At 70.2% G+C, this 22,810-nt stretch carries 20 protein-coding genes, 1 tRNA gene and 2 pseudogenes; 10 read left to right on the top strand and 13 right to left on the bottom strand.

What is annotated here, in order from left to right; translation table 11 throughout:
- Nucleotides 1-420: 420 nt before the first annotated feature.
- The 5 genes and pseudogenes from ACFQQJ_RS17470 to ACFQQJ_RS17450 form a co-directional block, all read left to right on the top strand.
- A pseudogene (locus ACFQQJ_RS17470) lies at nt 421-939 on the top strand (zinc-binding dehydrogenase); the annotation flags it as partial.
- A 105-nt stretch (nt 940-1,044) separates the two neighbouring features.
- On the top strand, nt 1,045-1,506 hold the full coding sequence (locus ACFQQJ_RS17465; protein WP_377108534.1) for a hypothetical protein: 462 nt from the start codon (nt 1,045-1,047) through the stop codon (nt 1,504-1,506).
- A 111-nt stretch (nt 1,507-1,617) separates the two neighbouring features.
- Nucleotides 1,618-2,319 (top strand): hypothetical protein, encoded by a 702-nt coding sequence (locus ACFQQJ_RS17460; protein ID WP_377108533.1) that lies wholly within the window; start codon nt 1,618-1,620, stop codon nt 2,317-2,319.
- Nucleotides 2,320-2,408: 89 nt separating this feature from the next.
- Nucleotides 2,409-2,687 (top strand): hypothetical protein, encoded by a 279-nt coding sequence (locus ACFQQJ_RS17455; RefSeq protein WP_377108531.1) that lies wholly within the window; start codon nt 2,409-2,411, stop codon nt 2,685-2,687.
- A 70-nt stretch (nt 2,688-2,757) separates the two neighbouring features.
- Entirely contained in the window at nt 2,758-3,003 is a 246-nt protein-coding gene (locus tag ACFQQJ_RS17450; protein WP_377108530.1) for a hypothetical protein, read from the top strand.
- 115 nt (nt 3,004-3,118) lie between these two features.
- Here ACFQQJ_RS17450 and ACFQQJ_RS17445 read toward each other — a convergent pair whose 3' ends face one another.
- Both ACFQQJ_RS17445 and ACFQQJ_RS17440 read right to left on the bottom strand, forming a co-directional pair.
- Nucleotides 3,119-4,354, bottom strand: coding sequence for a hypothetical protein (locus tag ACFQQJ_RS17445; RefSeq protein WP_377108529.1), 1,236 nt, complete (start codon nt 4,352-4,354; stop codon nt 3,119-3,121).
- A gap of 337 nt (nt 4,355-4,691) precedes the next feature.
- The gene (locus tag ACFQQJ_RS17440; protein ID WP_377108528.1) at nt 4,692-5,783 is read right to left on the bottom strand and encodes an ArdC family protein; all 1,092 of its coding nucleotides are present in this window, start codon (nt 5,781-5,783) and stop codon (nt 4,692-4,694) included.
- Nucleotides 5,784-6,082: 299 nt separating this feature from the next.
- Between ACFQQJ_RS17440 and ACFQQJ_RS17435 the strand changes: the two genes are divergently transcribed.
- Both ACFQQJ_RS17435 and ACFQQJ_RS17430 read left to right on the top strand, forming a co-directional pair.
- Nucleotides 6,083-6,397, top strand: coding sequence for a type II toxin-antitoxin system RelE/ParE family toxin (locus ACFQQJ_RS17435; RefSeq protein WP_377108526.1), 315 nt, complete (start codon nt 6,083-6,085; stop codon nt 6,395-6,397).
- Nucleotides 6,394-6,693, top strand: a complete 300-nt coding sequence (locus ACFQQJ_RS17430) for an addiction module antidote protein (protein ID WP_377108525.1) — start codon at nt 6,394-6,396, stop codon at nt 6,691-6,693. Before ACFQQJ_RS17435 ends, ACFQQJ_RS17430 begins: the two co-directional genes overlap by 4 nt.
- 41 nt (nt 6,694-6,734) lie before the next feature.
- Here the strand turns inward: ACFQQJ_RS17430 and ACFQQJ_RS17425 are convergent, their stop codons facing one another.
- Together ACFQQJ_RS17425 and ACFQQJ_RS17420 are read right to left on the bottom strand one after the other, a co-directional pair.
- Nucleotides 6,735-6,956, bottom strand: coding sequence for a helix-turn-helix domain-containing protein (locus tag ACFQQJ_RS17425; RefSeq protein WP_377108523.1), 222 nt, complete (start codon nt 6,954-6,956; stop codon nt 6,735-6,737).
- A gap of 287 nt (nt 6,957-7,243) precedes the next feature.
- Nucleotides 7,244-7,317: transfer RNA gene (locus tag ACFQQJ_RS17420), tRNA-Pro, on the bottom strand.
- 189 nt (nt 7,318-7,506) lie between these two features.
- Here ACFQQJ_RS17420 and ACFQQJ_RS17415 point away from each other — a divergent pair.
- A complete protein-coding gene (locus ACFQQJ_RS17415; protein ID WP_377108521.1) occupies nt 7,507-7,980 on the top strand; it encodes a CoA-binding protein in 474 nt (157 codons plus the stop codon).
- A gap of 58 nt (nt 7,981-8,038) precedes the next feature.
- Nucleotides 8,039-9,127 (top strand): glycerophosphoryl diester phosphodiesterase membrane domain-containing protein, encoded by a 1,089-nt coding sequence (locus ACFQQJ_RS17410; RefSeq protein WP_377108520.1) that lies wholly within the window; start codon nt 8,039-8,041, stop codon nt 9,125-9,127.
- Between the two features lie 58 nt (nt 9,128-9,185).
- Here ACFQQJ_RS17410 and der read toward each other — a convergent pair whose 3' ends face one another.
- Nucleotides 9,186-10,529 carry a ribosome biogenesis GTPase Der gene (der, locus tag ACFQQJ_RS17405; protein ID WP_377108518.1) on the bottom strand — a complete coding sequence of 448 codons (1,344 nt, stop codon included), beginning with the start codon at nt 10,527-10,529 and terminating at the stop codon, nt 9,186-9,188.
- 106 nt (nt 10,530-10,635) lie between these two features.
- On the opposite strand from der, the gene ACFQQJ_RS17400 reads away from it, so the two are divergent.
- Nucleotides 10,636-11,886: a glycosyltransferase family 87 protein gene (locus ACFQQJ_RS17400; RefSeq protein ID WP_377108516.1), complete on the top strand. Its 1,251-nt coding sequence runs from the start codon at nt 10,636-10,638 to the stop codon at nt 11,884-11,886.
- Here ACFQQJ_RS17400 and cmk read toward each other — a convergent pair.
- The 8 genes and pseudogenes from cmk to metH form a co-directional block, all read right to left on the bottom strand.
- Nucleotides 11,828-12,499 (bottom strand): (d)CMP kinase, encoded by a 672-nt coding sequence (gene cmk, locus ACFQQJ_RS17395; RefSeq protein WP_377108515.1) that lies wholly within the window; start codon nt 12,497-12,499, stop codon nt 11,828-11,830. The genes ACFQQJ_RS17400 and cmk overlap by 59 nt on opposite strands.
- A 14-nt stretch (nt 12,500-12,513) precedes the next feature.
- On the bottom strand, nt 12,514-13,593 hold the full coding sequence (locus ACFQQJ_RS17390) for a prephenate dehydrogenase (protein WP_377108513.1): 1,080 nt from the start codon (nt 13,591-13,593) through the stop codon (nt 12,514-12,516).
- The gene (locus ACFQQJ_RS17385; protein ID WP_377108511.1) at nt 13,590-13,766 is read right to left on the bottom strand and encodes a ubiquitin-like protein Pup; all 177 of its coding nucleotides are present in this window, start codon (nt 13,764-13,766) and stop codon (nt 13,590-13,592) included. Before ACFQQJ_RS17385 ends, ACFQQJ_RS17390 begins: the two co-directional genes overlap by 4 nt.
- Before the next feature lie 37 nt (nt 13,767-13,803).
- On the bottom strand, nt 13,804-15,312 hold the full coding sequence (locus tag ACFQQJ_RS17380) for a proteasome accessory factor PafA2 family protein (protein ID WP_377108509.1): 1,509 nt from the start codon (nt 15,310-15,312) through the stop codon (nt 13,804-13,806).
- Nucleotides 15,309-16,907 (bottom strand): proteasome ATPase, encoded by a 1,599-nt coding sequence (gene arc / locus ACFQQJ_RS17375; protein ID WP_377108507.1) that lies wholly within the window; start codon nt 16,905-16,907, stop codon nt 15,309-15,311. The genes ACFQQJ_RS17380 and arc overlap by 4 nt, the downstream gene beginning before the upstream one ends.
- A pseudogene (locus ACFQQJ_RS17370) lies at nt 16,900-17,781 on the bottom strand (tRNA (adenine-N1)-methyltransferase); the annotation flags it as partial. The pseudogene ACFQQJ_RS17370 and the gene arc, both read right to left, overlap by 8 nt.
- A 55-nt stretch (nt 17,782-17,836) precedes the next feature.
- The gene (locus ACFQQJ_RS17365; protein WP_377108505.1) at nt 17,837-19,345 is read right to left on the bottom strand and encodes an ABC transporter substrate-binding protein; all 1,509 of its coding nucleotides are present in this window, start codon (nt 19,343-19,345) and stop codon (nt 17,837-17,839) included.
- Entirely contained in the window at nt 19,335-22,808 is a 3,474-nt protein-coding gene (gene metH, locus ACFQQJ_RS17360) for a methionine synthase (protein ID WP_377108503.1), read from the bottom strand. Before metH ends, ACFQQJ_RS17365 begins: the two co-directional genes overlap by 11 nt.
- Between the last annotated feature and the right edge of the window lie 2 nt (nt 22,809-22,810).

Here is a 22,810-nt window from a genome sequence, read left to right as displayed (position 1 = left end):
AGATCGTAGCCAAACGCCTTGGCCCCGCGCAGACTGAATACCGAACCCGTGGGGGATGCGCAACTGGCCGTCGGACGACTCGCAGGGCGTCCGGCTGGCCCAACCTCATGGTGCGCGAGGAACTCAGCGGACGTGAACGCGACGTGCTCGGGCTTGTCGCCAGGGAGGTCGCGATCCCGCCCCACATCCTCGCTCCCTCCTCGTCCACCTCGAGAAGTACGCCACGCCCGGCAAGGACGGGCTGCCGTCCCCCGCCGTCGAATCCGGAGGGCACATGAAACATGGCGCCCTCTACAAGGTGTACCGGCGTGCACGGTCGGCCGCCGGACGACCCGACCTGCGCTGGCACGACCTGCGCCACACCGGAGCCACCCTCGCCGAACTCATGAACCGGCTCGGACACGCCACCGTCACCGGGTCATTGCCTCCACCAGCGACGCCGTTCCCGTGGGCTCCACCGTGCTGCACAACCTCGGCTGGCGAGAGCACGCTGTCGCCCCGGCCACGTCCGTCAGGATCATCGACCCCTCACTCGCTGCGGAATCCGCCTTCCTCGGCGTCCTGGGGATGACCGGCCTGACGGCCTACACCGGCCTGATGTTCGCCGGCGGATTCACGAAGGGCGACGCCGTCTTCGTTTCCGGGGCTGCAGGTGCGGTCGGGTCCATCGTCGGCCAGATTGCCAAGGCCTGCGGCGCCTCGCTGGTCGTTGGGAGCGCCGGATCCGCCGAGAAGGTGAAGAGGTTGAAGGAGCTCGGCTTCGACGCGGCCTTCAACTACCACGACGGCCCCGTGTCCGACCAGTTGAGGCAGGCAGCACCCGAGGGCATCGACGTCTACTTCGACAACGTGGGCGGCGAGCACCTGGAGGCGGCGATCTCGTCACTGAACGTCCACGGTCGAGTCGCGATGTGCGGAGCGATCTCGCAGTACACCTCTGCCCCTGCGACCACCCGCGTCGCGAAGCCTGCGCCCGTCGGCTCGCACGCACCGTAGGCCGCGTGTCACCGCGCTTCGCGGCCGAGGACCCCTACCTTGGTTGTGATGAGCCCACCGTCGGAATCACTGTTGATTGACGCGGCCCGCCACCTGAGGCGCTGGTCGGCCCTTCAGCTTGCCCGAGAGTCCGGCCTCGCCATGGGCACGATCCAGGAAGCCCTCAGCGGCCTCCGGGGCAAGGGCAGCCGAGCGATCGAGGTAAAGCCGTCGGTAGGAACGCTGCTCGTGTTGGCCCGAACCCTGGAGCTGACGCCTGAACAGTTCCGCCGGTGCGAGCGGGAGGATGCCGCCGTCGCGCTTGAGCTTCTCGGTGAGGAGTTCGACTTGTCACGGGTTCCCATCGCAGTCCTCGTGAACGAACTGACTAGACGAAGCGGCGGCCCCGAACTGGGCTCCTGGACTTGGGTGCCTAACTCCACCGGACCGGATCGAAGGGAGCCACGCCGGTACTCCGAACGGGCCCGCTCGACGCCTGAAGGCGATCCGGCGGCGGAAGAAACCGCCTAGCCCAACGCCCTGGAGACCCTCGCCAGCATCCGGCCTAGGAATGTCTCCATGACGGTGGGCTGTGGACCGAAATGCCGGTCGGTGGCCTCACTCTCACCGTAGGTTGGCCGCATGGAACGAGCGCCGAAGAAGAGTTCAAGTCGTGAGGTTGCCGAAACACTCGCAAATGGGGCAGCCGGCATGATTCCGGTGGTTGGGTCACCTATCGCCATTGTCCTCGGTCTCGTGATGGGCTACGGCTACAACAAGCGTATGGAACAGTGGCGCGACGCTGTGGCCGAGGCGATCACGGACTTGCAGAACCGAATGGACAAGCCCCTTGACCTCGAGGCACTCGCGGAGGATCCCGACTTCCTCGATACGCTGGTTGCCGCTACACGCGCCGCACAAGGCACAAGCCGCGAAGAGAAGTTGCTAGCGCTCCGGAACGCTGTTGCCAACTCCCTGCTGCCGACCGCCCCCGAGGATGACCTGCGGCTACGTTTCATCCGGATCATTGATGAAATGACTCCCCCACACCTTCTGGTGCTGAGATTCCTCAACGACCCGCGTGGTTGGTACGACGAGCATCCAGATGTCCAGGCGCCCAACATCCTCTCCGGTGGTAAGTCTTCGATCCTCGGCCCAGCCTTCTCGGCCTTGCAGAAAGAGCACCTGACACGACTCCTTGGAGACCTTGGTCGGTGGGATCTGGCTGTCGCCAACTACAACACTGTGATGACAGCGCAGGGGGTTTGGTCACCGTCTACGACCGATCTGGGCAGGCGCCTGCTTGTGTACATCGACGTCCCAGACCCGGGCGGCGCAAGCTGACACCGGACTGGCCCGGCTTAGCTGACGGCTTCGGACAGCCGCACAGGGGATTTCCGAGTCTGTCAGACCGGGCTGAGACAGTACGGCCTATGGCTTACCTCTACACCAAGAATGGACGCCCGCTCGAGCAGTCCGGTGACCGGCTCTACTCACGATCGGGTCAGTACCTCGGACGCATAAGCAACGGCAGGGTCTACAACCCCGCCGGCCAGTATGCGGGGACAGTCGTCGGCGATCGGATCGTGTACCGGGCTACCGACAGCGCGACGTTGAGCGGGCCGTCCTACTCCATCAACCACGTCGGAATCGCCCGTATCAACGCCGTGCCCGCTGCCATCCTTGGCGACGAACCCGCGTTCCCCGATTGACGCCAGCGCCGACGTGCCGCATTACGCGAGCAGGCGTGCCGCTGTCGGGGCCGACTGGGAGCATTGGCCTGTGACCACCAAGCGTTCGGACTTCGGCTCCCTGACTGACCGGACGGGTGAACCCCGCAACGCCAATCCTGATCGACTGCTATCGACGGGTGTCCACGTGTGGGTCCGGGCCGAGGCGGCCGAGGTGCCTGGATTGTTGGCCGCCTGGCATCAAACGGCAGACGGCTGGTGGGGCCGCGTCATCACCGTCACCGATGGTCAACCCACTGAAACTCTCATCCGGGGCGACCTGCTCAGGAAGACCTAGCCGTCAATCTGCGGTCTGCCATTTGAACCGACCCTTAGGCAGAGACGCCGCGGATCGCGACGCCCTCAAACCTCCCCGCCGCGGCAAGACCTCCACCGAGTCGATAGGTATGGCGCTACCGTCCGATGCTTCTCCCCTGCCGTTGCTGTACCGCCTGGCTCGCCTGCACCGCACGGGTGCTCGCAGTGACGGTTTCCCACCGCATCGGCGCGCGTAAACGGTCGCTGACGTCGGTGCGCTGCACCTCATCGACGAGCTGCGCCGCATCCTCGAGAGCCGCGTTGGCGCGATGGACGGCTTGGATCAGTTTCGGCCCGTAGATCGTGCCGGGGTCGAGCACCCAGTCAGTACGGTGGGTTCCCGGATGTCTGGTGAGGTAGGCGGGGCCGAGTGCCTGAGCGACGATCCAGAGTTCTCGGCCCTGAACGACTCGGGCTAGTGCGGATTCGTGGGAAGTGCCGACTTCGGTGGCCAAGAGCAACGCGGACCGCACCGACTCCAGCCGTGAACCGTCGTCCATCGTGGCTAGGCGTTCGGGAGCGAGGGCTTCGTCGAGGTCATGGGAGCGGTGCCGAAGTTCTGTCGCGTGGCCTCCAAGCCGAACTTCGGGTGGCCAATCGGCGGCCCGCTGCCAGTCCTGGCGGGCTGAGGTGAGCGCCGCTTCCACCCGCGGACCAGTTGGTTTCGCGTGCTCGGATGTGAAGGCTATGGCGGCCGCTTGGCAGAGCTGGGCAATGCTGAACGCGGTGCGCTGGAAGGCATAACCGGTGGTGCGAGTGCGGCTGCTGAGTACGTCGATGGCGCTGGCCGCCCAAGCGGCCGCAACCTCGTCGAAGCCGCTAGGCCCTGCCCCGAGGGCAAGTTGCCCTAACGGCGTGCGCAGGGGCCGCCAGGGTACGTAGGAAGCGGCCTCTGTCACCTCGGCGAGTGCACGGATCAGATCCCTGCTCGGGGTCGAGGTGCTCGTGGCATGCATTGCCGTGAGCGTGGCCGTTGCGGCGTCGTGCAGGCCGCTGAGCACGCAGAAGCGCAGATGCGCGCGGTCTGCGTGACCGGCCAGCGTTGCGAACTCGGGGTGAGAGTTCACCGTGTCAGCAAGGACACCCAGGGTGTAGCCCATTGCCGTGATCGGCGCGTTGACGGGGCCATCCGCGGGCTCAGCTTCGTCGACGACGGCTCGCAGGATTGGCGCCAGTTCGGGCGGAGTACCGACCGTCTGGAGAATGCGCATTGAGTTCCGGGCTAGACGATGCCAGCCGAGAGTGGATGGGTCCGGAGTGTTGTGCTGCTGTAGCGCCAACTCCTGGGTGCGCTCGCGCAGTGCGGCGAGCAGGGCGTCAACGGTTGCCATGGACGTCCGTCTTGGCGAGGAGGCTTCGCAGAGTCGGCCACACGCTGGAGGGCACAAGGGGAGCCGCTTGCATCAGATGCCAACTCGCATTGACTAGCGATTGCATGGCTGTGTCGGCCGCCGATTCGTAGGCTGGCTCAACCTCGAGTTCACCCAGGAGGTCCTCGAGGTCGAGTATCTGCGCGGCGAGGAGCAGGGCCCGGCCACTCGGGTCAGCGGCACTGAGAAGCTGATGCGAGGCCTGGCGGAGGTGACCTAGAGCCTGAGCGAGTTCAGTTTCCATGGCCCACCCGGCAGACGGCGCCCCACTGCTCGCACCCGATCGTCTGCATGAGAGCTACCTGACGAGTCCAGGTGTCCCGCGGTAGCGAGATCGAGATACAGGGTTCACGGCTTCCGTGTGAGGACGATTGCGAGGAGCGACTGTCTCCCAGGTCGCAAGCCCTGGCGAGGCGCCCACCGCGTCCGCGGGGGTTGGCGTGGTCTGGTCGATGGCCGGTTGGGTGTGAGACAGGATTCGGTGGGTTGCTGAGATCACCCGGTCGCCGGTTTCCCTGACGACCTGATCGATACTTCGTGCCTGCGCGTCTCTCCCCGCTGCCTCCAGGGCCCAGCCGGCGACGTAGTTGAATGTGTACTGGCGGGAGTCCAGGCCGTGGGCCTGAGTGACCAGGTATGCGACCGATTCCGCCACCACCTCCGCGACTCCGCGACACTGCCGTGCACCGTAGGTAGCTATTTCGACGGCATCCATGGTGAGTAGATGGGCAGCCTCGTGGCAAAGGGACTTCACAGACTGGGCGGCGTCCACGTCGGCTCGTATCCGGACCTCTCTAGCGGTGAAGTCGGTGATGCCGTTGGCGCTGCCACAGTCACCGCGGGTCACGGTGAACCCTTCGCTGGCGATGAACACAGTCAGCGAGTCCCAGAGCCCTGCCGGCGCGTCGCCTGTCAATAGTGTCGGTTGTGGCCGTTGGATCTGGGGTGGCGGTTCGACCTGGGAGGCGTCGAACACGCTGGTCAGTTTCACGCCCACGACCTGCCGGAGGGTTGTTTGCCGGCCGTTCGCGTCCAAGATGGGATTGCCGTTGGCGTCTTCGAGCGGAACGTTGCGGGTGACGGGTGCGAACACCTTGATCGCCTGCTCCCCGCGCCTTACCTGGTGCCCCTTGGTCTGCCAGGCCCGATAGCCGGCGACTAGTGTCGCGTCCGGCTTCGCCATCAGGATCAAGCACGTGTTCGAGAACGAGTACTGGTGAAAGCTCCCGGCGAACCTCAACCACTGTTGCCAGACGTCACGATCATCAAACGTAGCGAGCTTTGCTGCCAGTTCCCGGTGCATCCGTTCGACGGCTTCTCTCCGGATCGAGTCTGCCGTCTCCTGATCGTGCGGCCCGTGTCCGCGGATCTGCTCGACATCGCCTGCCATCCCGGCTCCTCCGTTCCCTCGCCTAACCCACTAAGCCGATGAAGAGGGGTCGATCCGGACAAACAGACAGAAGTTGCTACATCAGAAGTAGACCGGGAGCACGATCGCGGCTTCAGTTGTAAGCCCGACACCAACGAGACGAGTCACCCGGGAAGGCCGATCAGCCCGAGGGGGTGGGGCAGAATCAGCATAACTCTGGCCGTCAATGGCCTGCGACAAGGGCAGAACAGTTGCTGCCACGCGGGATCATGGAAGGCGCGTCCCTTGTCACAGTGGCGACTGTGAACTACGGTTGACACATGGTCGAGGTTGTGAGATCCGCAACGTTCGATCGGTGGTTCCGCAAGCTCAGAGACCGTCGAGCCGCCGGACGTGTCATGGTCCGGCTCAACCGACTGATCGCCGGCAACGCCGGGGACGTCAAACCGGTCGGCGCGGGGATCTCGGAGCTTCGGATCGACTACGGCCCGGGCTACCGGGTCTACTACTTGCGCGATGGCGAGCGGCTGATCCTCCTGCTCACCGGCGGGGACAAGTCCAGCCAGGACGCCGACATCCGCCAAGCGCACACCATCGCTCAGGCCTGGCACGACGGGAAGGGAGCCCAATCATGACCACGACCGAGACCTTCGCCCCCTTCGACCCGGCTGACTACCTGAACAGCTTCGAAGACGTGACCGCCTACCTGGAAGCCGTCATCGAAGACGGCGACGACGACCCCGCAGTCATCACCCAGGCACTGGGAGCCATCGCCCGCTCCCGCAACCTCAGCGAGATCGCCCGACAAGCCGGCATCAGCCGTGAAGGCCTCTACAAAGCGCTGTCGGCCGGCGGCAACCCCACCTTCGCGACGGTCGTGAAAGTAGCCCGAGCGCTGGGACTGCGCGTCCACTTCCAATCGGTCGCATGACGGGTTGTGAAGTCGCATGACCGGTGGAGTGATCCGGATTCTCACCACACGCGAGTGCGGGGTCTGCGGCTGACGCACGGTACGGGCTGGAAGACGCGCTTGAGGTCTTCCAGGCGAACCCGGATCAAGCGACGTCCGGCATGAACCGCCGGCAGCTCGCCGGTCAGGATCCGTTGGCGCAAGAGATCGACGCTCACACCGTAGATGACGGCTGCGTCCTGCAACGACACGTACTCCGGCTTGGGGACTGCACTGGCTGACATGGTCGGCTTCTCCTCACTTCGACTGTGGTGCCTGAACCACTAAGCCGATGGGGACCCCCCGATCCGGACAACTCGGGCAGTCGAACAGCAGACACGCGCACATCACGACGGCTTCGGCAGCACTCGACCACCCGTCTTGCGAGTTCGCCGGCGGCACTGCCGCCACTGTGCGAAACGCCGTCGCGAGCGTGGGCTGACACTATCGACTTGGAATTGCTTATTGCACGATAGTTGCACGCGAGCGAGGAACTGACCGAAAAGTGGCCTCTGACAAGGCCAAACACACGTCGGGCTGACAGGATTTGAACCTGCGACCCCTTGACCCCCAGTCAAGTGCGCTACCAAGCTGCGCTACAGCCCGTTCTTCAGTTGTCGGCCCCGTGAGGCCCGGCTGGACACTGTACTACGAATCGCGGGCGGCTCGCGCCACCGCGTCCCGAGGGGCAGTTCCCCGGTCTTCCGGCGCGCTCGACCGGCGCGTCCTACCCTGAGTGGTGACCCGAACGGACGCCGCAGGCGGCGTGCCCGGGGTGGAGAAGAGGAGAGGGCAGTGAAGCTCGCGGAGGCAGCCCAGTCGTTCCTTGCCGGCAAGCGGATCGCGGTCACGGGCGTGTCCCGCAACCCGCAGGGCCACGGCAGCAACACCGTCTACGACCGGCTCGTGGACCGTGGGTACGAGGTGTTCGCCATCAACCCCCACGCAGAGACCATCGGCGGCCGTCCCGCCTACCCGGACCTCGCGTCGATCCCCGGCGGCGTGGACGCGGTCGTCATCGGCACCCGTCCCGAGCACGCCATGGACACGGTCAAGCAGGCCGTCGACCTCGGCGTGACGAAGGTCTGGATGCACCGCTCGGTGGACGCCGGCAGCGTCTCGCCCGAGGCGGTCGCCTACGGGCGCGAGCACGGCCTGCTCGTGATCGACGGCGGGTGCCCGCTGATGTTCGATCCGACGGCCGACGGCGCGCACAAGGTGATGTGCGCGATCCTGAAGCTCACCGGGAAGGTGCCGCGCACCGTCTGACCGCCACGCCGGGGACGGACACCCGCGCGCTGTCGGCCCGCGACAGTACGCTCATCCTGTGCTCGCACCCACACCCCTGTTGCGGCCCAGTCCGCTCGACATCGGCGACCTGTTCGCCGGAAGCTTCGCCGCGCTCAAGCGCCGCTTCGGCCTGTTCGTCCTGATCGCCCTGTTCCCGTCCCTCGTGGGCCTCGTCGTGATCGGCGGCGGCGTCGTCATCGCCCTCTCGGCGACGGTGGCCGCAGGATCCCGCGGCATGACCGCCGGGATCCTGGTGGGCATCGCCGTCGCGATCATCGGTGCCCTCGCGACCGTCCTGGCCCAGGTGAAGGCCCAGGGCATGATGTCCCTCGGGGCCTACGAGATCGCCCAGGGCCAGCACCCCGACCTGCGGGGTCTGCTGACCCGGACGCGAGGCTTCCTTCCCCGCATGGCGCCGGTGATCGCGATCTTCCTCGGCGCGGTCCTCCTCGCCTACGGCCTCGTCCTGGGGATCGTCTTCGCCATGGTCGGTGCCCTGGACGGCAGCTCCGGCGGACGCGCGGCCGGGGCCGCCGCACTGATGGTGCTGCTGGTGCTCGCCATGATCCCGGTGACGATCTTCCTCCAGATCAAGCTGCTCTACACGGTGCCGGCCATCGCCCTCGAGCAGGTCGGCGGCATCGACGGGATGAAGCGTTCCTGGCGCCTCACCCGCGGCGCGTTCTGGCGCACCTTCGGCTACTCCATCGTCGCGTCGCTCGCCGTCGCCGCCGTCGGCATGGTCGTGAGTGGGGCGTCCCAGATCGTGATGATGCCGGCCGCCATGAGCGTGGAGGGCAGCACCAACGATCCCGGCCGCGTGGCCGCAGCCATGATGGTGCTGCTGCCGCTCTACCTCGTGGTGATCCTCCTGCAGGTGGCCGTCCAGCTGGTCACCCAGCCGTTCCTGCACGCCTACACCACCTACATGTTCATCGACCAGGTACGGCGCTCCGAGCTGCCGCCCGCTCCGGCGTACGGCCACCAGGCCCCCCAGCCCGGCTACTACGCGCCCCCGGGACAGTACTACGGGCAGCAGCAGCCCGGCCAGGGGTACCCGCCGCCGGCACCGCCCGCACCGGGCCAGCCGGGTGGCTGGCAGCCGCCCGCACCACCCCAGGGCTGAGCGGGGCTACCCTCGCTCCGCCCCGGTCCCGTCGGAACTCCGTCCGGGATCGGAGTGATCAGCGATCCTTGCGCTTCTCGCGCGCCCGGACCTCGACGTGGACGGGCGACCCGCGGAAGCCGAAGTCCTCGCGCAGGCGGCGCTCGACGAAGCGGACGTACTGCGGGTCGAACTGGCCGGACGTGAACAGGGCGAACGTCGGCGGGCAGTTGTGGGCCTGCGTGCCGAACAGGATGCGCGGCTGCTTGCCGCCCCGCACCGGGTGCGGGTGCGCGGCCGTGAGACGTCCGAGGAACGCGTTGAGCTTGCCCGTGGAGACCCGGGTCTCCCAGCCCTCCAGGGCCTCCTCGATCGCCTTCGACAGCCTGTCGACGTTGCGGCCGGTCAGCGCGGAGATGTTCACCCCGGGCGCCCAGGCGAAGGCACGGATGTCCTGCTCCACCTCGCGCGCCAGGTAGTGGCGCCGCTCGTCGTCAGTGAGGTCCCACTTGTTGTACGCGATCACGAGGGCCTTGCCGGCCTCCTCGACCATGGTCAGGATGCGCAGGTCCTGGTCGCTGATGGTCTCCGACGCGTCCAGCACCACCACGCACACCTCGGCGCGCTCGATCGCACTCTGGGTGCGCAGCGCGGCGTAGTACTCGTGCCCGGACGCCTCCTTCACCCGGCGGCGCAGGCCGGCGGTGTCGATGAAGCGGTACAGGATCCCGCCCACCTCGACGAGCTCGTCGACCGGATCGACCGTGGTCCCCGCCACGTTGTCGACCACCACGCGCCGGGCGTTCGCCAGCTGGTTCAGCAGGGACGACTTCCCGACGTTCGGACGCCCGACGATGGCGACCCGGCGCGGGCCGCCGATCTCGGCCTCACCGGCGCGCGGCGCCTCCGGCATCACCTCGAGCATCGCGTCCAGCAGGTCGCCGGTCCCCCGCCCGTGCATGGCGGACACCGGGTGCGGCTCGCCGAGCCCGAGGTTCCACATCGAGGCGGCGTCCGCCTCCTGCCGGAGGTCGTCCACCTTGTTCGCGGCCAGCACGACCGGCTTGCGGCTGCGGCGCAGCACGTCGACGACGGCCTCGTCCACGTCCTGCGTGCCGACGGTGGCGTCCACGACGAACAGCACGACGTCCGCGGCCGCGATGGCCAGCTCGGCCTGCTCGGCGATCTGGGCGGCCATGCCCTTGGCGTCCGGGGCCCAGCCGCCGGTGTCGACGATCACGAACTCGCGCCCGTTCCACTCCGCGTCGTAGCTCACGCGGTCGCGGGTGACACCGGGCAGGTCTTGGACGACGGCCTCGCGGCGACCGATGATCCGGTTCACCAGCATCGACTTGCCCACGTTGGGACGTCCGACGACGGCCACGACGGGCTTCACCTGCTCGGTCCCGGTGGTCTCGGTCATGGGGGTCCCCTCTGCTGTACGTGCGACTGATCAGGCTACCGCACGCCCGGCTCCCGGCCGGAGCCGGGGTGTGGTGACAGACTGGCCACCGGCGAAGGGAGGACGCGTGGAGGCTGGCCGGCACTGGCTGGATGACGAACGCCTGCGCGTCTACCCCCGGATCTTCGTCGCCGCCTACCTGTTCGCCGTGGTGGCCTATGCCCTCACGCTGCACGACGGCCTCGACTTCAAGGGACAGCCCCTCGGCACCGACTTCGTGACCTTCTACAGCGCCTCCGTCCTCGTCCTCTCGGGCCGGGGGGCCTCCGTGTTCGACTACGCGGTGCTCAACGCCACCCAGAAGGCGGTCTTCCCCGGCTTCACCGGGGAGCTGTTCGCCTGGTTCTATCCGCCCACGTTTCTCCTCGTGATCGCACCGCTCGCGCTCGTGCCGTACCTGGCCGCCCTTGCCGGCTTCGTCGCGACCACGACCGCCGCGTGGCTGGTCGCCCTCCGGAGCGCGGTCGCGCGGGCAGGCGCCGGCTGGTTGATCGCGGCCTTTCCCGGGCTCTGGGTCTGCGCGGCCCACGGTCAGAACGGCCTCCTGACGGCCGCGCTGGCGGGGGGCTCCCTCCTCCTGCACGGGCGCAAGCCGGTGCTCGCCGGCGTCCTCCTGGGCCTGCTGGCGATCAAGCCGCACCTGGCCGTGCTCTTCGCCGTCGCGCTCGTCGCGGCCCGCGCCTGGCGGACGCTCGCCAGCGCTGCGGCGACAGCAGTGGCCTTCCTTGCAGCGAGCCTGCTGGTGTTCGGTCCCGGCGTCCTGGGTGCCTGGCTCGACAGCCTCCAGTTCGCGCGCCTCGCGACGGAGAACGGCTACCTGCCGTGGGCGAAGATGCCCTCGACCTTCGCCCTGCTGCGGCTCCTCGGCACCCCGGTGCCGTGGGCGTACGCCGTCCACGCCGTCGTCGCGATCGCAGCGGCGGTGGCCGTGTGGGTGGTCTGGCGACGCACGGACGCGCTCCCGCTGCGCGGGGCCGTCCTGATGGCCGCGACGTTCCTGGCGAACCCCTACGCCTTCGACTACGACCTGGTCTGGCTCGCGTTCCCGATCGCCTGGCTGGCGGTGTACGGCCTCGAGAACGGGTGGCGTCGCGGCGACCGGGAGGTGCTGGTGGCCGCCTGGCTGCTGCCTGCGCTGGCCACGGCCCTCGCGTCGCTCACGCGCGTGCAGGTGGCGCCACTGGTGCTGGCCGCCCTGGTGTGGGTCGCGGTGCGCCGCGTCGTCGCCGGCCGCGGACTCCCGGGTTGGCTGGTCGGCGTCAGCGCGCCGTCCGCGCCACCAGCCCGAGCACGGCGTCGATCGTCTCCTCCAGCGTGAGGTAGGTGCAGTCGAGGTGCGTCACGCCGTCGGCGGCCGTGGTGAAGTTCACCAGCCGGGAGTCGTCGGCGTCGCGGCGCAGGATCTGGTCGGCCAGCTGCGCGTCGTCCACCTTGTCGCCGAGTTCGGCCTTGCGGCGCGCCATCCGGATCTCCGGGTCGGCGGTGAGCAACAGCCGGACGGGCGCGTCCGGGGCCACCACGGTGGTGATGTCGCGGCCCTCTGCGACGATGCCGTTCGGGGCCGCGTCGATGATCGCCCGCTGGCGGGCGACGAGGTTGGCGCGGCACTCCGGCACGGTCGAGACGGCGCTGGCGTTCGCGGACACCTCCGGCTCCCGGATCGCCGTCGTCACGTCGCGGCCGTTCACCCGTACCCACTGGTCGTCGGGGTCCGTGCTGATCTCGAGGTCGGCCCCGACCGTCACCGCGATCACGGCGGGCGCGTCGGCGGGGTCCACGCCGGCGTCCAGGAACGCGCGGGTCACCGCCCGGTACATCGCGCCGGTGTCGAGGTAGGCCAGCCCGAGGGCCTTGGCCACCCCGCGCGAGGTGGACGACTTCCCGGAGCCGCTGGGCCCGTCGACGGCGATCACGAGACGTTCTGTGGTCATTGCTTCCTCCGGGTCTACAACTGGGGTTCGCGGTCGCGGACGGTCCAGCCCGCGTCGGTCATGGCGGCCGTGAGCTCGTCGGCCCGCTCGGGGGCGACCTGCACCGACAGCCAGCCCACCTCGCGCTCGAGGTCGTGGTCGATCGACAGGTCCTCGATGTTGACCCCCGCGGTCTCGATGTCGCGGAAGAGCCGGGCCAGGGCGCCGGGGGCGTCCGGGATCTCGACCACCACGTGGGCGTAGCTGGTGGAGCTCAGCCCGTGCTTGCCGGGGAGCGCGCGCGTGCCGTCCAGCCCGCGCTCGAGCGCCGGGCCCACGTCGCCGGCCTCGAGCCCGGCGATCAGGTCGGCCAGGTCGGCCTGGAGGGCCACGAGCTCGGAACGGACGGCGACAGCGTTGGCGCCGATGATCTGCTGCCACAGCCCCGGGTCCGATCCGGCGATGCGGGTGACGTCGCGCAGTCCCTGGCCGGCCAGCCGGAGGTGTTCGGCCGGCACCTCGGTGAGGCGCCCGGCGACGAGGACGGACACCAGGTGCGGCAGGTGCGACACCTGGGCGACGGCCTCGTCGTGGTGGGCCGCGCCCATCGTGACCCGTCGTGCGCCGCAGAGCGACGCCAGCTCCTGCACGTCCAGCACCGCCTGGGCTGCGGAGGTGTCGTGCGGGGTGATCACCCAGGTGCGGTCCACGAACAGGTCCGCCCGTGCGGTCAGCGGGCCGACGTGCTGCGAGCCGGCCATCGGGTGCGAGCCGACGTAGCGGGACAGGTCGGCATCGGTCCGCCGCAGCGCGGAGAGGACCGTCCCCTTCACCGAGCCGACGTCGGTCACCGTCGCGTGCGGGTAGGTGGCCAGCGACCGCGCGATCACCTTCGGCAGTGCCTCCGGCGGCACGGCGACGACCACCAGGCGGACCGCCCCCGGATCGGGCGCTGCGGTCGTCCCGGCACCCCGGGACGCGGCCACGCGGGCGTGGCTCGACACCTTGTCCTGGAGGTGGACGGTCAGGCCCGCCCGGGTCAGCGCGTGGGCCACGGACGCCCCGACCAGGCCCGTGCCGATCACCAGCGCCGGGGACAGCTCAGGTCTGGTCACTGGCCGCCCTTCTGCACGAACGAGCGGACGTACTCCTCGGCGTCCGCCTCGAGCACCGCGTCGATCTGGTCGAGGATCGCGTCGTAGTCCACCGACCGTGCCGGAAGCGGGGCGGCCTCGGCCACCTCGTCCTCGCGCTGGGGCGTCCGTTCCCGCTGCACGCGTTCGGCCACCGGTCCTCCTGATCTGTTCGGGCGCCGGACAGCCTACTCACCCACGACGGCGCAGCAGCGCATCGACCGCGCCGGGGCCCTCCAGCACGCCGACGTCCGCCCGCGTGCCGCGGGCCGGCTCGGACAGGTCGAGCTGGTGCTCCCGGCCGGCGTCGTCGCGAACCCGCAGCCAGTCCCAGGAACCGCCGGTGACACGCTCCGGGGCCGCGCCGACGACGCTCCCCCGCAGCCAGGCCCGCGTGTCGGCCGGCGGTTCGACGCCCGCGCGGTCCACCTCCTGGGCGGTGACGACCGGACGGAACCGCCCGGCGCGGTCCAGCGCGTCCCAGGGGCCGGGGACGTCGAGCCGGGCCCACGCGAGGTCGAGCTGGGCGAGGCGGGCGCTCGCCCAGTCCAGGCCGTGCCGCGCGGCGAACGCGTCCAGCAGGGCCAGCTTGGCCACCCAGTCGAGGCGGTCCGCGCAGCGCGCCGGGTCCGTCCGCAGGTCGTCCACGGCCTCGCCCCACGCGGCGACCACGTCGGCCTCGTAGTCGTCCGGACGCCGGGCCGCGTCGGCGCTGACCGCGGCGTGGAACAGCTCCTGGAGCTCCAGTGCCGTCAGCCGGCGGCCGTCGTCCAGCCTGAGCGTCACGCGCAACCCCGGATCGTGGCTGGTGTCGTGGAAGGCTGCGACCGGATCGGCCAGGCGCACCTCGGGCAGGACGCCGGCCCGCAGCGCCGTCAGGAACGCCGACAGCATCCCTGCCTTCAGCCAGGTGGTGTACGGGGTGCGGTTCGCATCGCCGGTGATCACGTGGAGGCGCCGGTAGGCCGCGGGCGGGGCGTGGGGCTCGTCGCGGGTGTTCACGATCGGTCGGCGGCGGGTGGTCTGGATGCCCTCGAGCGTCTCGAAGAAGTCCGCGCGCTGGCTGAGCTGGAAGCCCGGGACCCGCCCGTCCTGCCCGATGCCGACGCGTCCGGCACCGGTGAGCACGGTCCGCGAGACCAGGAACGCCGGCAGCAGCGCGACGACCTGTGCCCACGGCAGCGAGCGCGGCAGCAGGTGGTTCTCGTGGCAGCCATAGGACGCGCCGTGGGAGTCGGTGTTGTTCTTGAAGATGCCGATCTCGACGCCCAGCTGCCGGGACGCGGCGCCCGCGGCGGCGACCACGGCGGCATCGCCCGCCAGGTCGTAGGCCACCGCCGCGCGCGCGGTGGTCACCTCCGGCCCCGAGTACTCGGGGTGCGCGTGGTCGACGTAGAGGCGGGCGCCGTTGGCGAGGATCCGGTTGTGGGCGTCCTCGATCGGGATGGGGTCGACCCAGTCCAGCGTGGTGCCGGTGGCCGTCCCGGGGTAGGCGGCGACCACCGCTGCGCTCAGCGCGGACGGGTGCACGTGCGGTACGGACGGGGCGAGGATCCCGTACTCGGTCTCGATCCCCATGACCCGCGGCACGGCTGCGGACGGCCCCGACGGGGCCCAGGCGGCACCGCCGCCGGCGGCGCGACGAGGACGGTCGGCTGGCGGGACGCCGACCGGACCGTGGTCGGGGATCGGCGGGGTCACGGGGTGAGCTGGCGGGAGCCGACGAGCGTGCGCAGGAACACGATCCGCTCGCCCTTGCGCCCGGAGACGCGGGCCCAGTCGTCGGGGTTGGTGGTGTTGGGCAGTTCCTCGTTCTCGCCGATCTCGGCCGCGCAGGCCGCCAGCACGTGGTCGAGCCTCACCCCGCGCTCTCCCCCGTCGATCAGGTCCTTGATGGCCGCCTTCTTCGCCCGTCCCACGACCCCGGCCAGCATGGCGCCGGAGACGAAGTCGGCCACGTACAGCACCTCGCGGTCGCCGCCGGCGTAGGTGACCTCGATGAACCGGTTCTCCTCGCTGCGGGCATACAGCCGGTCGACGATCGCCGCGACCAGGGCGCTGCGGAACTCCTCCGGCTCGCGGCCTCCGGTGTTCAGCGGGGTCTCCGCGGTCAGATAGCGCGCGAGGATCTCCGCCGCGCCGTCGCGGTCGGGACGGTCGAGCTTGATCTTCACGTCCAGCCGGCCCGGACGCAGGATCGCCGGGTCGATCAGGTCCTCGCGGTTGGTGGCCCCGATGACGATCACGTTCGCCAGCCCCTCCACGCCGTCGATCTCGCTGAGGAGCTGCGGCACGATCGTCGCCTCCACGTCGGAGGACACCCCGCTGCCCCGGGTGCGGAACAGCGCGTCCATCTCGTCGAAGAACACGATCACCGGGCGGCCCGAGGTGGCGTGCTCCTTCGCCCGGGTGAAGATCGCGCGGATCTGCCGCTCGGTCTCGCCCACGTACTTGTCGAGCAGTTCGGGGCCCTTGATGTTGAGGAAGTGACTGCCGGCGGAGTTCGCGACCGCCTTGGCGATCATGGTCTTGCCGCAGCCCGGCGGTCCGTACAGCAGGACGCCCTTCGGCGGACGCAGCCCGAACTCGGTGAACAGCTCCCGGTGTCGGAACGGCAGCTCGACGGCGTCCCTGATCTGCTCGATCTGGGCCCCCAGCCCGCCGATGTCGGCGTAGCTGACGTCCGGCACCTCCTCCAGCGTCAGGTCGGCGACCTCGCTGCGCGGCACCTGGGCGGACGCCAGGAGCGCCCGGCGGTCGGCGAGCAACGTCACGCCGGGCCGGAGCGCCGCCACGTCGAGGGCGGCGGAGGCCAGCAGCACCATCTCGTCTCCCGACGCTCCCGCCGCGAGCAGGCGACCGTCGTCGAGCACCTCCACCAGCCGCACGGTCTCCCCCGCGGGCAGGTCGGCGACGACACCGACGACGAGCAGGGCCTCGTTCAGCAGCACGCGCGCCCCGGGGCGCAGGACGTCGGGGTCGAGGTCGGGGCGGACCGCGCAGCGCAGCACCCGGCCCCCGGTGGCCACGTCGACCGTCTCGTCCCCCGGCTCGAGCACGACCCCGAACGAGCTCGGCGGCGTGCCGAGCGCCTCCAGCTCCGCCCGCAGCGACACCAGGGACTCCCTGGCGTCGGCCAGCGTGGCGTTGAGCCGCTCGTTGGTGGCGGCCAGCGTCCTGGCGTCGGTCCTGGCGTCGGCCAGGCGTCGTTCGGCCAGGTCGAGGGCGCGGGCTCGCGACTCCAGGAGCTCGTTCGCCCGGGCCAGCTCGCGGGCGAGCTCTGCCGGCTCAGGCATCTCCGGGCTCCGGGCTCACCCCCGCCGGACGCGGACCGCTGTAGTCGGGCCCGTACGCTCCGGGGGCGGGACGCCGCCGACGCAGCGGGGCCACGACGCCCGGGGCCAGGCGTCGGCTGAAGACCAGGAAGCCGGTGTGGCCGCTGGTGCCGTGTCCCGGGCGGATCGCCAGGCCTTCGGCGTGCCACTCCCGCGCGGAGTACTCCCTGGCGTCCGGCTCGGTGAACCCGCCGTGGGCGCGCAGGGTGTCCATGGTGCGCCCGAGCTGGGTGGTGGTGGCCACGTAGCAGCACAGCAGCCCGCCGGGTTCGAGCACGCCGGCGACGGCATCCACGCACTCCCACGGCGCCAGCATGTCGAGCACGACCCGGTCGACCGGCTCCGGCCGGAGGTCGGTGACCAGGTCGCCGATGCGCAGGGTCCAGGCCGGGTGTTCGGCGCCGAAGAACGCGGTGACGTTCTTCTTCGCGATGGCAGCGAAGTCCGGCCGCCGCTCGTAGGAGTACAGGCGGCCGGTGGTGCCGATCGCCCGCAGCAGGAAGATGCTCAGCGCGCCCGAACCGGCGCCGGCCTCGAGCACCCGCGCACCGGGGAAGATGTCGGTCTGCACCAGGATGTGCGCGGCGTCCTTGGGGTAGACCACCGTCGCGCCGCGGGGCATCGTGACGGTGAACTCCTCCAGCAGGGCACGAAAGGCCAGGTAGGCCACCCCGCCGGCCGACATCACGACGCTGCCCTCCGGCACTCCGATCAGGTCGTCGTGGCTGATGCCGCCCTTGGTCGTGTGGAACACCCCGCCGGGCACCAGCAGCACGGAGTGCCGGCGCCCCTTCGGGTCGCTGAGCGTCACCCGCTCGCCCGCAGCGAGCGGCCCGGTGCGGACCCCGCTCGGCTCGCGGTGCGTGGTGGCCTCCGGGGCCGCCGTCAGGTCATCCATTGGTGAGTCCCCACAATCCGAGCACCTGTCCACTGCCGAACGGCTCGCCGACCATGGTCACTCCCTTCGCCACGAACATGATGCCGTCGGACTGCGAGATCGGCAGCACGGTGTTGTCGGCCGCGGCCTGCTGCTGGATCTCGGTCAGCGCAGCGGTGCGCGCCGTGCCACTGGTGGTGCGCGCGCGCTGGCCGAGCATCTCCAGCTTGCTGCGGCTGCCCGGCAGCGGGTCGGCGAGGTAGCGCTGGAGCCAGCCGGTGGCGTTGTTCACCCAGGCCGGACGGTCGGTGAGGTAGAGGTCGGCGTCCCTGGTGGTGACGAGCCGGACGCTCACCCCGTCCAGCTCCTCGATGCGGTCGCGCAGCAGGCTGGCCAGGTCGGCGTGCCCGGGTGCGGTGCGGCTGTAGCCGAGCGTCAGGTTGGTGCGCCCCCCGCCGAGCTTCGGCAGGCGCGGGCGTCCGCCGAGGTCGAACGACGCGGCGTGGTCCTCCACGCCCACCGGGACGATCGAGTCCAGCGTCCGGTCGCCCTGCAACGCCTTGGCGACGCCCTCGCGCAGCTTGGCGTCCTTGCGCAGGGGGGACGCGGGGTTCCAGACCAGCTGCGCGACCCGCAGGCCGGGCAGCGGCAGGCGGGAGAAGCCGCTCTCCGTCGTCCTGTCCGGGCTGCCGGCGATCTTGTCGGTCACGCGCTGGAGCGCGGCGTTGTCCAGGCTGCGCCACACCACCTCCGCGGTGGCCTTGTCGATGGCCTCCTCCGCCGCCACCGAGTCGGGGACGATCTGGAGCTTCAGCGCCGCAAGGAGCCCCTTCTTCGGCCCCACGTACTTCTCGAAGCGGGTGAAGGTCGCCGCGTCGGGGTCGAGGGCGTCGACCTGGTAGGGGCCGGATCCGACGGGGAGCGTCTCCAGCGGCAGCGCGGTGTCGGGGTCGAACGTCCCGGCGTCCACGATGGACGCCGCCTGTCCGGCCAGCGCGTAGCCGAACTGGTTGTCCGGCCAGGAGAGCTGGAAGCGCACCGTGTGCGCGTCGGGGACGTCGATCCGCTTGAGGGCCGACAGCAGCCCGACCGAGGAGCCGGGGGTGTCCATGCGCAGCGCGCGCTGGATGCTGAACTTCACGTCCGTGGCGTCGAGCACGTCGCCGTTGTGGAAGAAGAGTTCCTCCGGCAGCGTGCACTCGTAGGTGAGCGTGGACGTGAACAGGCAGTCGGTGGCCGCGTCCGGCTTCAGCTCGCCGGACTCCGGCAGCACCACCATCAGCCGCTGGTAGATGCTCGTGACCAGGATCGAGTCGGTGTCCGCGGTGGCGACCGCCGGATCGGCCGTGGTCATCTGGCCGGTGGTGATCACCGTGAAGGGACGCGGGGTCGGGCTCGGCGTCGGGGTGAGCGTCGGCTCGACGGCCGGAGGCGTGCAGGCGGCCAGCACGCAGAGGGAGCCGGCGAGCAGGAGCGCCAGCCGGCGCCGGGGTGCGCGAGAGGGGTGATGGTCAGCGCGCATTGAAGTACTTGGCCTCCTGGTGGTGCACGACGAGCGCGTCCGTGGACTGCTCGGGGTGGAGCTGAAGTTCCTCGCTCAATTGCACACCGATCCGCTCCGGCCGGAGCAGGGTGACCAGCTTTGCCCGGTCCGCCAGGTCGGGACAGGCGGGATAGCCGAACGAGTAGCGCGACCCGCGGTAGGCCTGGTCGCGGATCATCGCGTCCACGTCGCCGTCCCCGCCGAGGCCGAGCTCCGCGCGCACGCGGGCGTGCCAGTACTCGGCGAGCGCCTCGGTGAGCTGGACGCTCAGCCCGTGCAGCTCGAGGTAGTCCCGGTAGGCGTCAGCGGCGAACAGCTTCGCCGTCGCCTCCGCCACCACCGAGCCCATCGTCACCAGCTGGAGCGCGATCACGTCCGGGCCGAGGTCGGCGGCCTCCCGGGCGTCGCGGAAGAAGTCGGCCAGGCACAGCCGGCGGTCGCGGGTCTGGCGGGGGAAGTCGAAGCGGGTCACCTCCCGCGACGGGTCCTCCGGGTCGCCCAGGATGAGCGTGTTGCCCTCGGAGTGGCAGGGCCAGTAGCCGTAGACGACCGCAGGCTCCACCAGCGAGTCGGTGTGCAGGCGATCGAGCCAGTAGCGCAGCCGGGGCCGCCCTTCGGTCTCCACCATCTCCTCGTAGCTCGGCCCGCCGGCGGCGCCGCGCAGGCCCCACTGCCCCATGAAGGTGGCGCGCTCGTCGAGCCAGCCCGAGATGTCGGCGAGCTTCAGGCCCTTGACGACCCGGCTGCCGAGGAACGGCGGGGTCGGCACGGGCCCGCCGCGCGCGACGTCGGACCGCCCGGACGGCTCCTCGTCCGGTTCGTCCGCGGACGCGCGCGGCTTCGCCACCACCCTGCGGCGCCGCGGCTCGGGGAGTGCCGCTCCCGGCTCGCCCCGCTTCACCGCCACGACCTTCTCCATCAGCGACAGCCCCTCGAAGGCGTCCCGCGCGTAGCGCACCTCGCCGTGGTAGAGGTCGTTCAGGTCCTCCTCGACGAAGGCACGGGTCAGGGCCGCGCCGCCGAGCAGCACGGGGAACTCGCTGAGCCCGCGGCTGTTCAGCTCCTGGAGGTTGTCCCGCATGACGACCGTCGACTTCACCAGCAGGCCGGACATGCCGATCGCGTCGGCCTTGTGCACGAGGGCCGCCTCGATGATCGCGCTGACCGGCTGCTTGATGCCCAGGTTCACCACGGTGTAGCCGTTGTTGGTGAGGATGATGTCCACCAGGTTCTTGCCGATGTCGTGGACGTCGCCCTTCACGGTGGCGATCACGATCGTGCCCTTGCCGCCGGCGTCCGCCTTGTCCAGGTGGGGCTCGAGGTAGCGGACGCAGGACTTCATCACCTCCGCGGAGGCCAGCACGAACGGCAGCTGCATCTGTCCGGAACCGAACAGTTCGCCGACCACCTTCATGCCGGCGAGCAGGTCGTCGTTGATGATGTCGAGGGCCGGCGTGGTCGCCAGCGCCTCATCGAGGTCGGCCTCCAGCCCCTTGGCGTCGCCGTCGACGATCCGGCGCTGGAGCCGCTCGTTGACCGGCAGCGCGGCCAGCTCCGCGGCCCGCGCCTCCTTCGTCGACGTCGTGGTGACGCCCTCGAACAGCTCGAGGAACCGGGTGAGTGGGTCGTAGCCGTCGCTGCGCCGGTCGTAGACGAGGTCCTCGGCCACCCGGCGCTGCTCCTCGGGAATGCGCGAGATCGGCACGATGCGCGCGGCCGGCACGATGGCCGAGTCCAGGCCGGCCTCGACGCACTCGTGCAGGAACACAGAGTTCAGCACCTGGCGCGCGGCGGGGTTCAGGCCGAACGACACGTTGGAGACGCCGAGGGTGGTGTGCACCCCGGGGTGGGCTGTGGTCAGCCGGCGGATCGCCTCGATGGTCTCGATCGCGTCCCTGCGGGTCTCCTCCTGCCCGGTGGCGATCGGGAAGGTCAGGCAGTCGACGATGATGTCCTCGATCGCCAGCCCCCACTCGCCGGTCAGGGCGGCGATGAGCCGCTCGGCGACGCGGACCTTCCAGTCCGCCGTCCGGGCCTGGCCCTCCTCGTCGATGGTCAGCGCGACCACGACCGCGCCGTGCTCCTTCACCAGCGGCATCACCTGGGCGAAGCGCGAGGACGGGCCGTCGCCGTCCTCGTAGTTCACCGAGTTGATCGCGCAGCGCCCGCCGAGGCGCTCCAGCCCGGCGCGCAGCACGGCCGGCTCCGTGGAGTCGAGCATGATCGGCAGCGACACCCCGGTGCCGATCCGGGACGCCAGTTCGGCCATGTCGGCCACGCCGTCACGTCCCACGTAGTCGACGCACAGGTCGAGCAGGTGGGCGCCGTCGCGGCTCTGCTGCTTGGCGATGTCGAGGCAGTCGCCCCAGTTCTCGGCCAGCATGGCCTCCCGGAACGCCTTCGAGCCGTTCGCGTTGGTGCGCTCACCGATCGACAGGTAGGCGGTGTCCTGGCGCAGCGGGACCTCCGCGTACAGCGACGACACGGCGTCCACGCGCTCGGGGGTGCGCGGGGAGGGTGTCCGTCCGTGCACGGCCCGTGCCAGCAGTGCGATGTGCTCCGGGGTGGTGCCACAGCAGCCGCCGACCAGGCCGAGCCCGAACTCGGCGGTGTACTGCTCGACGTAGCGGACGAACTCCTCGGGACCCATCGGGTACCGGGCGCCCTCGGGGGTGAGCTCGGGCAGGCCGGCGTTCGGCATGCACACCAGCGGGATCCCCGCGTGCCGTGACAGGTGCCGCAGGTGCTCGCTCATCTCGGTCGGGCCGGTGCCGCAGTTGAGGCCGATCGCGTCGATCCCCAGCGGCTCGAGGGCGGTCAGCGCCGCGCCGATCTCACTGCCCAGCAGCATGCTGCCGGAGGTCTCCACGGTGACGTTGACGAACACCGGCAGGTCGACGCCGGCCGCCTCCCGGGCGCGCCGGACACCGTTGACCGCGGCACGGGCCTGCAGGAGGTCCTGGCACGTCTCCACCTGGAAGCCGTCGACGCCGCCGGCGATCATCGCCTCGGCCTGCTGCTGGTAGGCGTCCCGCAGCCGGGCGTACGTGGTGTGGCCCAGGCTGGGCAGCTTCGTTCCCGGGCCCATGCTGCCGAGCACGTAGCGGGGACGTTCCGGCGTGGACGCCGCGTCGGCCGCGGCGCGCGCGATGCGGGCCCCCGCCCCCGCCAGCTCCGCGATCCGCTCGGGGATGTCGTATTCCCCCAGCGCCGACAGGTTCGCGCCGAAGGTGTTGGTCTCGATGCAGTCGGCGCCGGCGTCCAGGTAGGCGGCGTGGATCGCCCCCACCACGTCGGGACGCGTCACGTTCAGGATCTCGTTGCAGCCCTCGAGTCCCTCGAAGTCGGACAGGCCGAGGTCGTACCCCTGCAGCATCGTGCCCATGCCCCCGTCCGCCACGAGGACGCGGGTCGCCAGGGCCGTGCGCAGATCGCGGGTCATGG

The organism is Propionicimonas sp. T2.31MG-18, from assembly GCF_964266745.1.
Classification (GTDB): domain Bacteria; phylum Actinomycetota; class Actinomycetes; order Propionibacteriales; family Propionibacteriaceae; genus Propionicimonas.
This window is presented reverse-complemented; position numbering and strand designations above follow the sequence as displayed.

Excerpts from the sequence above, each read along its gene's own strand:
- ACFQQJ_RS17455 (WP_377108531.1), top strand. The coding sequence starts at position 2,409 with ATGGCTTACCTCTACACCAAGAATGGACGCCCGCTCGAGCAGTCCGGT.
- metH (WP_377108503.1), bottom strand. The coding sequence starts at position 22,808 with ATGACCCGCGATCTGCGCACGGCCCTGGCGACCCGCGTCCTCGTGGCG.
- ACFQQJ_RS17365 (WP_377108505.1), bottom strand. The coding sequence starts at position 19,345 with ATGCGCGCTGACCATCACCCCTCTCGCGCACCCCGGCGCCGGCTGGCG.
- ACFQQJ_RS17440 (WP_377108528.1), bottom strand. The coding sequence starts at position 5,783 with ATGGCAGGCGATGTCGAGCAGATCCGCGGACACGGGCCGCACGATCAG.
- der (WP_377108518.1), bottom strand. The coding sequence starts at position 10,529 with ATGACCGAGACCACCGGGACCGAGCAGGTGAAGCCCGTCGTGGCCGTC.
- cmk (WP_377108515.1), bottom strand. The coding sequence starts at position 12,499 with ATGACCACAGAACGTCTCGTGATCGCCGTCGACGGGCCCAGCGGCTCC.
- arc (WP_377108507.1), bottom strand. The coding sequence starts at position 16,907 with ATGCCTGAGCCGGCAGAGCTCGCCCGCGAGCTGGCCCGGGCGAACGAG.
- ACFQQJ_RS17435 (WP_377108526.1), top strand. The coding sequence starts at position 6,083 with ATGGTCGAGGTTGTGAGATCCGCAACGTTCGATCGGTGGTTCCGCAAG.
- ACFQQJ_RS17425 (WP_377108523.1), bottom strand. The coding sequence starts at position 6,956 with ATGTCAGCCAGTGCAGTCCCCAAGCCGGAGTACGTGTCGTTGCAGGAC.
- ACFQQJ_RS17430 (WP_377108525.1), top strand. The coding sequence starts at position 6,394 with ATGACCACGACCGAGACCTTCGCCCCCTTCGACCCGGCTGACTACCTG.
- ACFQQJ_RS17445 (WP_377108529.1), bottom strand. The coding sequence starts at position 4,354 with ATGGCAACCGTTGACGCCCTGCTCGCCGCACTGCGCGAGCGCACCCAG.
- ACFQQJ_RS17460 (WP_377108533.1), top strand. The coding sequence starts at position 1,618 with ATGGAACGAGCGCCGAAGAAGAGTTCAAGTCGTGAGGTTGCCGAAACA.
- ACFQQJ_RS17465 (WP_377108534.1), top strand. The coding sequence starts at position 1,045 with ATGAGCCCACCGTCGGAATCACTGTTGATTGACGCGGCCCGCCACCTG.